The following is a 14874-nucleotide window of genomic DNA, read 5'->3' on the forward strand; positions in this document are numbered from 1 at the left end:
CAACCCGCGGTGCAGCGGCAAGGCTACGTGGCTGGCGTGCAAAATCGGTACGCGCTACGCCCGGGGTGCGGTTGCCGAGGCAGCCGACCCGCACCTGGCGGTGCAGTCGTTGCGATGGGCGTGCCTGCGCTGGTGTCGAAAAAAAGCCCCGGCAATGCCGGGGCTTTCTGGTTTGCGGTGCATCAGAAGTTCCAGCCCCAGGTGACCTGGCCGCCGTATGCGGTCTGGCCATCGCCGTTGAGTCCTTGCAACGACAGCGCCATGCGGCTGTTGGGCGAGGTGATCAGGCTCACGCCCAGTTCGCCGACCACCGCGTTCTTCGCCAGCGTGACGCTCTGCACCGAGAACTGCGAACCGGTGCCGATGAAACCGGCCGACCGCTGCACGGCGCGGTCGCCGAACGCATGGCGCCACCCGACCGAGGCATACACCCCGGCGGCCGGACCCAACTGCCAGCGCCCGCGTAGACCCACCGTGCTGGTGGTGTACTCGTCCTTGGCACTGTCGACCAACAGCCCGGCAATCCCGCCACGCTCGTTGAAACCATCGGTCTTCAGATGCGTGTAGTCCGCCGCGACGAAGGGGCTGTACACCGCATTGCCGGTGCGCAGGTTCCATGCCGCTTCCATCGATACGGTGATGGCCTTCGCGTCGTAATCGCTGGTCAGCCGCTCTTCGAGCACATCGGGCAGCATCACCCGGCGGCTGCTGTCCACGCTGTAGTCCGCGTAATCGACCGACGCCTGCAGAGCGAACGCGGACCAATCGGCCTGGCCGTAGATGCCGGCATGGGTGCCATCGATATCGGAACGATCGAGGGACTCGCGCGAGCGGGTTTCGATGTCCTGGTTACCGACCGCGATACCGACCACACTGCGCTCGCCGATGCGCCGCTCCGCACCAGCCATGATGCCGTTGTCCTCGCGTCGCACCGAGGCGGCGTTGGCATCGCCATCGACACGGTTGGGCAGGCTACGGCCGGTGATCCAGACCGTGGTGTCACCCACGCGCGCATCCTGACTGTCGCCACGCAGGTGATTGCCGACCCCGCTCTGCAGGAAGCGGCTATCCAGCAAGGCGGTCGCCGTGCTGGCATGGCTTTCGCCCGACAACGAGGCAAACGCCGTGCTGATCGCCTGCGGGTCATCGGGCAGACGCACCACCGCCTGGTAGACCGGGCTGGTGGTTGGCAAGCCATCCACGGCCGCTGCGGCAGCCTGCTGGTTCGGCGCGGTGACCGCATCGACCATGGCCTCGGTGTTGCGGCCGAACGACACCGACAGCGCGGTGGCGCTGGCGCTGACATTCGGTGAAACGAAGGCATAGTCGGAGACGACACTGCCGAACTGCCCGGTGAGCCCGCCAGTGGCGTTGATGACCGGAATCTCGGTAAACAACGGCAGATCCGTCGCACGCACCAGTTGCAGGGTGCTGCCCGGCGCCAGCGTGGCCGCACCGCCCACACTGATGGGTGTGACCGCGCCGCCTGCGCCCGGCGTGACCTGCAAGGTGGACCCGCTGCCGAGCGTGGCATCGCCGCCGACGCTGATGGTGCCGACGCCGCCACCGATCGCCACGGTACCGCCCGAGCTCAGGCCGCCGACGCTGCCGCTGCCGGTGAGCGTGCCGCCCGGGCCCACCGTGACCGGCCCGCCCAACGCGGCACCCGGATTGGCCGGGTTGCCCACGCTCAGGGTGCCCGCAGCAACTGTGATCGGCCCGGTGAAGCCGCCGCTGTTTGCGGTGACCAGCAAGGTGCCCACGCCATCCTTGAGCAGGCTGCCGCTGCCCGACAGGATTCCCGCGTAGGTGCCATTGCTGGCTTGCTGGAACACCAGCGCGCTGTTGTTGGCAATGTTGCCCTGCAGGCTGTCGGTATCGCCGATCACTGTACCGGCGTTGATCGTGGTGCCACCGAGATAGGCGTTGACACCATCCAGCGTCAACGCACCCGCACCGTTCTTGATTACCGTACCGCTACCGGTGATGTTGCCGGCGAACGTGCCATCGCCGGCCTGGTCGAACACCAGTGTCGCGTTGTCGACGATGTTGCCCTGCAGGCTGGTGGTGGTGCCGATCAGGCTGCCGCTGGCGATGGTGGTGCCACCGCTATAGGTATTGGGTGCCACCAGCGTCAACGCCCCTGCCCCCTGCTTGACCACGCTGCCCGTGCCACTGACTGCACCGGCGAAGACACCATCGCTGGCCTGGTCGAACACCAGCGTGGCGTTGTCCACGATGTTGCCCTGCAGGCTGGTAGTGGTGCCGATCAAGCTGCCGGCGCTGATCACGGTGCCGCCGGTGTAGGTGTTGGGCCCGAGCAGTTGCAGCGCGCCGGTGCCGGCCTTCTGCAATGAGCCGGTGCCGCTGAGCGTGCCGGCATAGACGCCGCCGGTGTCCTGGTTGAACACCAGTGCCGCGTTGTTGGCGATATCGCCCTGCAGGCTGGTGGTGTCGCCGATCAAGGTGCCGGCCGTGATCGTGGTGCCGCCGGTGTACCCGTTTGCACCGTTGAGCAACAACGCGCCGGCGCCATCCTTGATGACGCTGCCGGTGCCGGTGACCGAACCGGTGAACACGCCATCGGCCAGCTGGTTGAATGCCAGTGTCGCGTTATCGGCGATGGCCCCCTGCAGGCTGGCGCTGTCGCCAACCAGCGTGCCGGCATTGACCGTGGTGCCACCGGCATAGCTATTGCTGCCGTCCAGTGTCAGCGTGCCGGTGTTGGTCTTGATCAGCGCGCCGCTGCCACTGATATCACCGGCAAGCGTGAGGTCTGCCGGGTTGTCGACACTCAGCGCAGCGCCCAGGGTGAGCGCATTGCCCACTGCTGCGGCAACAGGGTTGGTCAGCACCGCATCGCCGACCACCGCCAAGGTGCCGGTGCCTAGTGCGTTGTTGCTGCCGATCGACAACGTGCCATCGCTCAGCACGGTCCCGCCGGTATAGCTGTTGTTGCCACTGAGCGTGAGCGTGGACCCGCCGGCCTTGATCATGCCGCCGGCACCGCTGATCGCGCCGGTCAGGGCGAGATCGTTGCTGCCAGGCAGCGTGACCGCACCGTCGAGCACCACCGCGTTGCCCACTGCCAATGCCTGATTAGTATCGAGGCTGGTGCCGGCTGCCGCGGTCAAGGTGCCGGTTCCCAATGCCTGCGCATCGCCCAGCACCAGCGTGCCGCCGCCAAGCGCGGTGCCGCCGGTGTAGGTATTGGCGGCGCCCAGCACCAGCGTACCGGTGTCGAGTTTCTGCAGCGTGCCTGTCCCGCCGATGCCGACGTCGATGGTGCCGGTGACGCCAGGGTCGACACGGATGATGGTGGTCGCCGCATTGGCGCTCAGCGCACCGGCGCCGGCATCGCTCAGCACATAGCCGTCGCTGATGAACTGCATGCCGGTGATGCCTTGCGTGCCCTGCACGCCCACGTTGGCGGCGGTGCCGGCGAACACGGCAAAACTGTTCTGCCAGTCGCTGTTGCTCAGCCCATCGATCGAGGTCCAGTTGGTGGAGCCGGCGGCCCACACGCCAGCCCCACCATCGATGCTGCCATTGGCGATGGTCTGCGCACCATCCCAGAACTGCACATTGCTGCCGGGCGACACCAGCACCACGTTGACCTGCTGGGCCAGCGCGGTCTGCAGCGTCAGCTGGGCCGGGTCCACGTTGCCGGGCAGCGTGCCAACGCCCAGCCCGTTGTCGGTCAACCCACCGGTGTAGTCGATCAGGCGATACACGCCGGTGCCGAACCCGCCGATGTCGGTGATGTTGAGCGTGCCGTCCAGGGTGAGATCGCCATTGACGGCCAACACGCCGGTCTGGCTGGGGACGCCCAGGAACGCGTCGAGCGTGGCGTTTGGAGCCAGGCTCAGGCTGCCGGTGGTGAGCACTGCGCCACTGCTCACCACCAGGCGGCCGCCATCACTCACCGTGACCGCCGCATCGACCACACCGCTGCCACTCAGGCTGCCCCCGCTGCCCACGGTCAGGCCGCCGGCACTGGCCAGCGTGCCATCCACATCCAGCGTGCCGGCGGTGACCTGGGTGGTGCCGCCGAGCGCGCTGGTGCCGGTGAGCTGCAAGGTGCCGGTGCCGACCTTGTCCAGATTGCCTGCATCGCTCAGGCTGCCGGCAAAAGTACTGCCGACGTTGTTGGCGCCAAGCTGCAGCGTCGTACCGCCCGACACCGCGACAGTGCCCTGCCCGGTCACCGCGCCCAAGGCCGTATCGCTGCCGAGCGACAGCCCGGCACCCGCGGCGATGTCCACGGCGCTGGTGTTGCCCAACGCGCCCGGGGCGGCAGTGGCGAGCACGCCGGCCTGCACCGAGACCGGGCCGGTGAACGTATTGACGCCAGACAGGGTCAGGGTGCCCAGCCCCGTCTTGGTCACGGCACCCGCGCCACTCAGCACCCCGGTCAAGGCCAGATCGTCCGCGCTGGCAATGGTCAGGTCGGCGCCCAGACTGACGCTGTTGCCCAATGCCAACGCAATCGCATTGCTCAAGGTGGCATTGCCCAGCACCGACAGGCTGCCGACGCCAAGCGCGGTGTTGCTGCCCACCGCCAGGGTGCCTGCGTTCAACACGCTGCCGCCGACGTAGCTGTTGGCACCATCGAGCGTGAGCGTGGAAGTGCCGTTCTTGATCAGGCTGCCCGCACCGCTGATCGGGCCGGACAGGCTCAGGTCGTTGCTGCCGACCAGGGTGAGCGCACCCGTGAGCGCCACCGCATTGCCGAGCGCCAATGCCTGGCTGCTATCGAGGCTGGTACCGGTTGCGGCGGTCAACGCGCCGCTGCCAAGTGCCTGCGCGTCGCCCAGCACCAGGGTGCCTCCGCTGAGTGCGGTGCCGCCGGTGTAGCTGTTGGCCGCATCGAGCACCAGTGTGCCGGTGTCGAGTTTTTCCACGCCACCGCTGCCGGAGATCGCCACATCGATGGTGGCGGTTGCACCTGGATCCACCCGGATCGCGGTCAACGGGGCGGTCACCGCCAGCCCACCCGCGCCGGCGTCGGTCAACTGATAGCCATCGGTGACGAACTGCAGGCCGCCGATGTCCTGCGTGCCCGCCACGCCCACCGCGCCGGCGCTGCCGGCAAAGACCGCGAAATCGCCTTGCCAGGTGCTGTTGGCAGTGCCGTCCTGGGTGGTCCAGTTGGTCGCTGCCCCCCACGTGGCTGCACCGCCATCGACAGTGCCGTTGGCCGTGGTCTGCACCCCATCCCAGAACTGCACGATGCTGCCCGGCGCCGTCACCACCAGGTTCAGTTGCTGGCCGATGGCGGTCTGCAGCGCGAGCTGGCTGAGATCCACGCTGCCCGGAAACAGGCCGATCGCCAGGCCGTTGTCGGTGAGCAGGCCGGTGTAGTCGATCAGGCGATACACGCCCGTGCCGAACCCACCGAGGTCGGTGATGTTGAGCGTGCCGTCCAGGGTGAGGTCGCCGTTGACCGCGAGCAGCCGCGTAGTGCTCGGCGCTGCCAGTGCGACGTCCAAAAACGCACCCGGTGCCAGGGTCAGGCCACCCACGCTGAGCGAGGAGCCACTGCTCAATGCCAGCCGGCCGCCGTCGGCGATGGTCACGTTGCTGGCCACGTTGCCGGTGGTGCCGGTGCCGGTCAGGCTGCCGCCCAGCGCCACGTTCAACGCGCTGGTATCCAGGCTGCCGATCACATCCAGGGTGCCGCCGCTGACCTGGGTGGCACCACCAATCGCGCTGCTGCCGAGCAGGCGCACCGTGCCCGCGCCAACCTTGTCCAGACTGCCGCCGCCGCCCAGGCTGCCGGCAAAATCGCCGCTCCCCAACTGCAGCGTGCCGCCGGCATCGGTAGTGACGCTGCCGGCACCGCTGAGCGCGCTGATCAGGCCACCGGTGCCGAGATTCAGCACCGCCCCTGCAGCGACATCGACATTGCTGGCGTTGCCGAGCGACGCGGCCGTGCTGGCCACCAGCGTGCCGGCCTGGATCGCCAGCGGGCCGGTGTAGCTGTTGCTGCCATTCAAGGTCAGGGTGCCGGCGCCGGTCTTGATCAAGTCGCCGGTCCCGCTGAGGGCGCCGCTGATCAGCATGTCCGCACCGTTGTCCACGGTGAGTGCTGCGCCAAGCGCGATGTCGTTGCCCAATGCCACTGCAATCGCATTGCTCAGCGCCGCATTGCCGACGACCGACAGGCTGCCGGTGCCGAGTGCACCGTTGGCGCCGACCGCGATGGTACCGGCCGTCAACGTGGTGCCACCGCTATAGCTGTTGCCCGCGTTGAGCGACACCGTGGTGGCGCCATTCTTGATCAGGCTGCCGGTGCCGGTGATGGCACCGTTCAAGCCCAGATCGTTGCTGCCGACCAGCGTGAGCTGATCGTTCAACTGCAGCGTATTGCCCAGCGTCAATGCGGCGGTGGCATCCAGTTCGGCAGCACCGCCGACCAGCAGCGTACCCACGCCCAAGGCAGTGTCGTTGCCGAGCACCAGACGCCCGGCATCGAGCGCAACACCGCCGCTGAAGGTATTGGCATTGGCCAAGGTCAGCGTGGCAGCACCTTGCTTGTCGAGGCTGCCGATCCCGCTGACGACGCCGTTGAGCGTGATGTCCTGCGTGCCTGGCAGCGTGAGGGCGCCATTCAAGGCAAGCGCATTGCCCAGTGTCACCGCAGTGCCGGCATCCAGCGTGGTGCCGTCCGCGGCGCTGAGCGTGCCCAGCCCCAGCGCGGTGTCGCTGCCGACCACCACTGCGCCGCCCTGCAGCTGCAGGCCGCCGGCCCAGGTATTGCTGCCGTTGAGGGTGAGCGTTTGCGCGCCGTTCTTGATCAGGCTGCCGGCGCCGTCGACCACGCCATCGAGCGTGAGGTCCTGGCCATCGATACCGAGTTGACCGGTGAGGTTGACCGCGTTCTGCAAGGTCACTGCAGTGCTGGCAGTGAACTGCGTGCCATCGGCAGCCGTGAGCGCGCCGGTGCCCAGTGCAGTATCGCTGCCGACCACCAGGGTGCCGGTGTCGACCAGGGTACCGCCGGTGTAGAGATTGTTGCCGGTGAGCGTCAGCACACCGGCACCCTGCTTGATCAGGCTGCCCGCGCCACTGATGATGCCGGTGACGCCCAGATCGGTATTGCCGGTGAGCGAGAGCGCACCGTTCAGGGCGACGTCGTTGCCGATCGTGGTCGCGACGGTAGCCTGCAGCTGCGTGCCATCGGCAGCGGTCAGCACACCGGTGCCCAGTGCTGCGCCGTTGCCGATCAGCAAGGCGCCTGCATTGAGATCCACGCCACCGGCAAAGCTGTTGGGTCCAGCCAGCGTCAGTGCAGCGGCGCCGTCCTTGATGACGCCACCCACGCCGCTGACCGCGCCGGTGAGGGCGAGATCCTGGCTGCCGCCGAGTTGCAGATCCGCTTCCAGCGCGACGTTATTGGCGAGCACGCGTGCGGCGGTGCTGTCGAGCAGCCCGCCGCCGACGGTCAGGGTGCCAAGCCCCAAGGCCGTGTCACTGCCCAGGACCAGGCTGCCTGCGCTCAGCCGCGTCCCCCCGGTATAGCTGTTGTTGCCGGCCAGGGTCAGGCTGGCGGGACCCAGCTTGTCCAGGCTGCCCACACCGGTGATGGCGCCACTGAGTGTGAGCGCGTTGCTGCCCCCCACATCGACCAGGCCCGCCAATGCAATGGCATTGGCCAGCGTGCTGACGGTTGCAGTGTCCAGGGTGGTGCCAGCCGCCGCGTTGAGCGCGCCGACACCGAGCGCGGTGTCGCTGCCCACCGTCAACTTGCCCGCGCTGAGCGTGGTGCCGCCGCTGTACAGATTGTTGCCGCTCAGCGTGAGATCGCCGCTGCCGGATTTGACCAGGCTTCCGGTCCCGCTGACCGCGCCGCTCAGCGTCAGTGCCTGCGCCCCGCTGAGTGTCAACGCACCCGGGGTCAACGCGATCGCGTTGCTCAGCGAGGTGGCCGCCGTGTTTTGCAGGGCCGCATTGCCGGTGACGTTCAAGGCACCCGTGCCCAGTGCGGTGCCGCTGGCCACCTGCAAGGTGCCGGCATTGAGGTTGGTACCACCGGTATAGGTATTCAGGCCGCCCAGGGTCAGGGTGCCGGTGCCAAGCTTGGTCAACGCACCGGTGCCGCCGATGGCGCCGGTCAGATTCACGGCATTGCCGCTGCTGCCCACGCCCAAGGTGCCGGTGAGTGCAATCGTGTTGCCCAGGGTTGCCGCTGCGGTGGCATCCAGCTCGCCGCCGCTTGCGGTCAATGTGCCGGTGCCCAGTGCCGCGTTCGCGCCTACCACCAGGCGCCCGGTATTCAAGCTGGTGCCGCCGGTGTAGGCGTTGTTGCCGCTCAGCGTGAGGTCGCCCGCGCCGCTCTTGATCAGGCTGCCGCCACCGTTGACGGCACCGCTCAACGTCAGCGCCTGCGCGCCGGTCCAGTTCAACGGCCCGCCCAGGCTGATGCCGTTGGCCACCGTCAATGGCGCACTGCTGCTGAGGTTGGACGCGCCAGTGACATTCAAGGCACCGGTGCCCAGTGCCGAAGCAGTACCCAGTTGCAAGGTGCCCGATGCCAGCGTGGTGCCGCCAGTGAAGGTGTTGGTACCGCCGAGCGCGAGTGTGCCGGTGCCGGTCTTGTTGATACCACCGGCACCGGCAAGCGTGCCGGTCAACGTGAGTGCGTTGCCGCTGGCGCCCACGCCCAGCGTATTGGTCAGTGCAAAATTGTTGGCCAGGGTCAGCGGAGTGCTGGTCTCCAGCTGTCCACCGGCGGCGGTCACCGTGCCCGCTCCGAGCGCGGTATTGGTTTCGATCAGCAGCGTCCCGGCACCCAGCGTCGTGCCCCCGGCATAGGTGTTGTTGCCGCCAAGGGTCAGCGTGCCGGTGCCGATCTTGTTCAGCGCTCCGGCGCCACTGACGCCACCGCCTAGCCGCAGATTGCTGGCACCGCCGATGCCGATGACGTTGTTGAGCACGAACGCGTTCGGCAGGTTGACGGCCGCACTCGCAAGTACGCTGCCGGCAGATGCGTTGACGGTGCCTGTTCCCAACGCGCTGTTGGTGCCCACGGTCAGTGACCCGCCGAGCAGGTTGACGCCGCCGCTGAAGGTATTGGCGCCGGTCAGGCCCAGCGCACCGGTACCGGTCTTGGTCAGCGCACCGGTGCCGTTGATGGGGCTGGCCACGGTCAACGCATTGGCGCCCTGCAAGGTCAGACCACCGGTGCCCAACGTGATGCCGGCGGTCGGCGACAGGCTCAGCCCGCCGGCTGTTGCCTCCAGCGCACCGCCGTTGGCGCTGATGGCAGTCCCCAGCTGCGCGGGATTGGCGAACTGCAATACGCCGCCATTGAGCGCGCTGCTGCCGAAGTTGCTTGCGCCTCCCACCGACCAGGTGCCGCTGTTGACGCGCAGGCTGCCGAAATTGACGTACTGCGCCGTGCTGAGCGTTCCTACGCCGGTGCTGCCGCTGCCGGTTCCGCTGGCCGAATTCTGCAGGATCAGCGTATTGGTGCCGCCTGCACCGCCATCCACCACACCGGTCTGCGCAAAGCTCAGCAAGCCGCCTGGTCCAAGCAATTCGAGCGCCAGCCCGCCGCCGCTGTTGACGCTGCCACCGGTCACCGCAGTGAAGGTATTGGTGCTGCCTGCCCCCAACGACACGCTGCCGTTGATGGTGCCGGAATTGACGAAGCTGTTACCGGTAGCCGAGCTCTGGAAGCCCACGCGCCCGTTGATGGTGCCGGTGTTGACCGCATTGACGGTACCGCCGCCGCTGACCGCAATCACCGGCGTATCCGCACTCAGGACCGACAGGTTCAACAACGCACGGCTATCGATCAGGCCGGCGTTGTTGATCTGCACGACGCCATTGCTGGCCGAGGTGATGCCGAGCGCCATACCGTCGAGATTGAGCAGGTTGGCCCCAAGCACGCCGCCGGTGCCGTAAATCGCGCCGCCAGCGAGATTGTTGGCGGTCACCGCGGTGGAACTGGCATTGCCCATGGTGACGCCGGTGCTCAGCACCGACAACAGGCCAAGCACGGATGGATCGATCGTGCCGCTGTTGTTGAGGGTGGAATTGGTGCCGCTGAGCGCAACGGCGGTGCCGCCAAGCAAGCCGGCGGTCATTTGCGTGCCTGCCGCCACGTTGACGGTCAGGTTGTTGGTGCCGCTTGTGAAGCTATTGCTGGTGATTGGCAGCCCGGTGCAGGTGACGGTTGCGCCCGCTGCAGGAACCGCAGGCGTGCATGCTCCCCAGGCCAGCATCGGTGCGGCCACTCCCACCGCCAGGACGACAAGGTTCGACACACTGCGGCGGGTTGCCCCGGACTTGCGCCGCCGCCGCACTAGTTCGTGCGTCACGACCCAATTGCCAATTGCTGCGTTCCAGACCAGCGCAAATGCACGATTCATTGTTATTCCCCCTGTATCGCCGTGCAGAGACTCACGCACACACACACGCGCTCTCCAACAGCAGAAAGTTGATTTACTGTCGAGTCGGTTTAAAGCAATTAAAGCTGCGCCCGCTTTTATCGTCTTGCGGATGAGTGCGTTTAATACCACTCCCTGCGAGCAATAGTGGGAGATTAATAAGAAAATCGCCATGCTTGAAACTGTGCTGAATATCACTAACCACAACACTGCCCACGACGCACGTCGAAATTGTCGATTGGTTTGCTCGTGCCCGCCAACGCTCTCCAGCCGCCTCATGCAACGGTCACCGCACGTCTGGCTGGTTGCATCTCGCTAAAAAACAGGCATTTTCTCGCATAAGGAGCGAGCCATGCCTGGAAGAGTCCGAATACCTGACGGTGATTTGATGCGGCCACCCAGCTGCTGGCGAACCGGACCATTTGATTGAAGATCGCGCACTTGATGCTGCGCTGCAGGAGCACTTTCCGGCATCGGCTATCACACTCTGCCGGTGAATGAGTCCGCTTTCATCATTAAGACCACCGCCAACCGTCGACGCCGATCAGCGATTACGGTATTTGTGTGCAGGCGCTCCGCCGGTCCGGTTTATGGTCGTGTTCGATAGTGCGGACGGAGTTTATTGAAGCGAGCCGGATTACTTCAACGGCGTGACACCGGATGATCGTCACCTGTCGATGACCTCGGTTTGTTTCTAGTAGCCATGCGGTGTGTGATGTTCAACACGGAATCTGACGACATGACGCTTGCTTTGGACCCCAAACGGCAGGAACAGCACTTCGACTGGTCAGGCGTGCCGATCGACCTGGGCGGCATGGAGCCGCTCGATCAGATCGCGCGCCTGCTCTGCCATGCACTGGTTGCGCCCGCGGCTGCATTGACCATCGTCGAAGGTGGTCGCGTGCGCGTGCTGGCGGCGCGCGGCATCAGTACCGAGCATGTCGAGCAAGCCATCGAACTGTGCCGGCATGCGTCTGCCGCGGCCAACGGGGTGAGGGAACTGATCGAACCTGCCGCACTTGCGCCGATCCAGTTGGGCGACGCTGCCTTTCCGGGCCTGCCGGCACGGTTTATCGCGTGCGTCCCGGTGGGTGCGCCGCAGACCGGCGTGTCCGGCACCTTGTGCGTGATCGACACGCGTGAGCGTCTCCTGGCCAGCCAGGAACACCAGCAGCTGTTGATGTTCGCCAACGTGGCAGCGGCGCAGCTGGAGCTGCAGTTCGGTGCCGGGCGGCGCGAACCGCATAGCGGCTTGCTCAATGCACGCCAACTGCAGTCGGATCTGGATGCCCTCGCCTTCGGCAGCCACTGCGTGCCCACCATTGCCGCCTTCATCGAGGTCTATGACACCCAGGCGGCCAATGAAGCGCGTCAGGCGCTGGGCATGCAGCCACTGGAGGAACTGGTGCGCCACGCCAGCTATGTGCTGACGCGCGCATTGCGCGGCAAGGCCACCGTCTATCACGTGGCACCGATGCGTTTTGCGTTCTTCCTGTTGAATTCCGCGCCCGACGAGATGGAGGACCTGTTGCTCGATCTGCGCGACATGTTGCATGCACCGATGGATGCGGCCGGCATCCCGATGTCGTTGACCTTTCATGCGGGCGTGGTGCGCTTTGCACCGCAGCAGCCGGACACCAATGATGTCATGCGCAAGGGGCTGGTGGCGCTGGGCGATGCGATCAGCAACCACGCCATCGTGTGCTGGTACAGCGCCTCCCACGACGATGCGATCCAACGCTCGTACCGGCTGGCGCTGGACGCCGAAAAGGCCCTGGAAGCCGGTGATTTCCGCCTGGTCTTCCAGCCCCGGATCAATCTCGAGGACCTGTCGGTGACCGGCTTCGAGGCACTGCTGCGCTGGCGGCATGCCAGCCTGGGCCCGATCGGCCCGGACGAATTCATCCCGCTGTTCGAAAAGACCGCCCTGATGTGCACCGTCACCAACTGGGTGATCGAGCACGCGTTGGTGCAATTGGCCAGCTGGCGCGCGCAGGGGCTGGATTTTTCCATGTCGATCAATCTGTCCTCGCGCGATTTCGGCAACCTCAATCTTGCCGCAGACCTCATCCACCGCTGCCGGGAACTGGCCATTCCCACCCAGCGGATCGAGCTGGAAATCACCGAGGGCCGCTGGCTGCGCAGCAATGTGGAGGCGGTGCCGCGACTGCGCACCCTGCGCGACGCCGGCGTCAGTGTGGCCATCGACGACTTCGGCACCGGCTACAGCAACTTCGGTTACCTCACCGAGCTGCCGGTCAACGTCCTCAAGCTCGATCGCTCGTTGGTGACCGGCATCGCCACCAAGGCCGGCATGCAGATGCGCGCCGAGGCGGTGGTACGCCTGGCCAGTGCGCTGGGATATCGCACCGTGGCAGAAGGCATCGAACACGCCGACGAAATTGCACTGCTGCGCAGTTGGGGATGCGACGAAGCACAGGGGTATCTGCTGGCCCGGCCGATGGAGGCGGAGCTGGTCGCCGCGTATGTGGCAAACGCGGTGGCCGAGCAGCGCTTGCCGTGATGCGATCTGTTCGATGCGCGCCATGTGCGCGCATCCGCAGTGATCGATGCGCGCAGTACCGCCCTCGCCTCTTGCAGTGAGACACGTGGCAACGCAGCGCGCATGCTGCGTTGCCACGCGGCGATCAACTCAGATCGTGCAGGTCCTTGCCCAGCGGCGGACCAAGCGTCCAGTCGGAAAAACGCACCTTCAGCCCGGCACGCTCCGGCGTGCAGCACATCGGCCCGACCTGATATGCCTCGGCAACGGGAAACGGGCAAAGCCTCACCAGCGGCCAGGTCTTTCCGTCGGCCGATACCTGCAGACGCAGGACGCCGTCGGCAACGGTGGCGCGGATCCAGAAATCCTTGGGGTCGCCCTCGTAGGGGCCGGTCGCCCAATCGGAGACCGGGTTGGTCAACACGCTGCTGAGCATCGCACGGCCATCGCTGAGCTCGATGCCCGCCTTGACCCAATGCTGCTCGTCCACGCGCACCATGATGCCGGCCTGATCGTAGAGCGACTCGTATTGCGCGCGCACCCGCAGCTGTGCAGTGAAGCGCGCCGCGGCGGTGAGGCCGAGAAAATGCCCGCTATCGCGGGTAAACCCGTAATGCGTCTTGCGCCAGAAATCGGTGGCCTTGTCGGTGACCACATCCAGTGTGCCGCCGTCGATAGCGACGGTGCGTGGCCGATTGAGCCAGCTGCCATCCTGCCACTGCGTGTGCTGTGCCATCGTGTTCTCCGTGTTGGGTTGCCTGGCAAGCACGCCGCCGCTGATGGCCATTCCCATCGCGCCGCCCAGCAGGCGTCTGCGTGCACTGTCTATCGCATCGTGGGTCATCCAGTGTCTTCCATGCATTTGACGAACTGCATAGTCTAGCCGCGCAGTGGGTCAACGCGCATGCGCTTGCGCAGCGGTGCAGATGCTGACGTCGCCGTAGCGACAGCTCCGATGCGCGTTGCCGGCCCGTGCTGTCAGTGATGTGCGAGCGCGTAGTCCAACGCCGCGCAGATGGCCGCCACCTGCGCGGCATTGCACTGCGCAGGTGTCGCGCGTGGGCTGTCGGGATACACCTCGGTGGTGGTGCGATACCGTGCGCCGGTGACGCCTGCGCACAAACCCAGACGCCGCACCGGGTAATTGATGACGCCATGCGCGACCACCGCTGCGCCGATGATCTGGCCGTTTGCATCGGCAGGTGCGATATGGGTGACCTCGGCGACGGCGGCAATGATTGCCTGCTGAAACTGCGGTTGCGGATCTTCGCTGTCGCCCACCAGGTAGAAGCCATCGGGAATGCTGCCAGGCACGAAGTCGACGCCGTCACGTGCGGCCAGGGCCGGGCGAAATTCGCTTTCGTCGCTGTCGGTGGTTTCGTGCAGGTCGATGTGCACCAGCGCCTGCCCGGCCACTGCGGCGACCAGCTGCATCAATGCCGCCGACTCGGCGGCCGGGCTGTCCGGGCGAAACGCACGATTGGGGTCGATGGCATTGGCATTCCAGCGCTGGACCCGCTCGTAGCCCCACGGATTGACACAGGGCGCCACCAGCAGATTGAGCTTGCCTGCGTAGGCTGCGGCACGGTGCTGCAGGAATTGCAGCGCACCTTGCACGCCGCTGGTTTCGTAGCCATGCACGCCACCGGTCACCAGCGCCCACGGCAACGCGGCGTCCCAGCCGGCGCTGCGCAGCGCAATCAGCGGATAGTGCTCGGACGCCGCCTGGATCGTTCTATAAGGCACGCGCTCGAGGCTGGCATCCAGCGCATCGATCACCTGCACCACATCCGTCGCATGACTGCGCTGACGCCGCTGGCGTGCCCGCCATGCGGCGCGCTCTGCATCGCCCCAGGGTTGCCTTGCGGTGCCGATCGGATACGCCATGCGGTCTGTCATTCCAGGTGCCGTCCATTGAAAAGACGGCCAGGGTAAGCGCTTCACGCTGGGTGGTCCATTCGGCGGCTGGCGCGA

4 protein-coding genes are annotated in these 14874 nt (G+C 66.2%); 1 reads left to right on the forward strand and 3 read right to left on the reverse strand.

Going from position 1 to position 14874, the window contains the following annotated elements; translation table 11 throughout:
* Positions 1-182 precede the first annotated feature (182 nt).
* Positions 183-10379: an autotransporter-associated beta strand repeat-containing protein gene (locus EO141_RS04065; RefSeq protein WP_127168578.1), complete on the reverse strand. Its 10197-nt coding sequence runs from the start codon at positions 10377-10379 to the stop codon at positions 183-185.
* A 730-nt stretch (positions 10380-11109) separates the two neighbouring features.
* Here EO141_RS04065 and EO141_RS04070 point away from each other — a divergent pair.
* Positions 11110-12921: an EAL domain-containing protein gene (locus EO141_RS04070; protein ID WP_104648744.1), complete on the forward strand. Its 1812-nt coding sequence runs from the start codon at positions 11110-11112 to the stop codon at positions 12919-12921.
* A 124-nt stretch (positions 12922-13045) separates the two neighbouring features.
* Here EO141_RS04070 and EO141_RS04075 read toward each other — a convergent pair whose 3' ends face one another.
* Both EO141_RS04075 and EO141_RS04080 read right to left on the reverse strand, forming a co-directional pair.
* Positions 13046-13744 (reverse strand): DUF1349 domain-containing protein, encoded by a 699-nt coding sequence (locus EO141_RS04075; protein WP_104648743.1) that lies wholly within the window; start codon positions 13742-13744, stop codon positions 13046-13048.
* A gap of 134 nt (positions 13745-13878) precedes the next feature.
* Entirely contained in the window at positions 13879-14799 is a 921-nt protein-coding gene (locus EO141_RS04080) for a M14 family metallocarboxypeptidase (RefSeq protein WP_127168579.1), read from the reverse strand.
* Positions 14800-14874 lie beyond the last annotated feature (75 nt).

The sequence above is a fragment of the Xanthomonas sp. BRIP62415 genome (assembly GCF_003993515.1).
Taxonomy (GTDB): domain Bacteria; phylum Pseudomonadota; class Gammaproteobacteria; order Xanthomonadales; family Xanthomonadaceae; genus Xanthomonas; species Xanthomonas euroxanthea.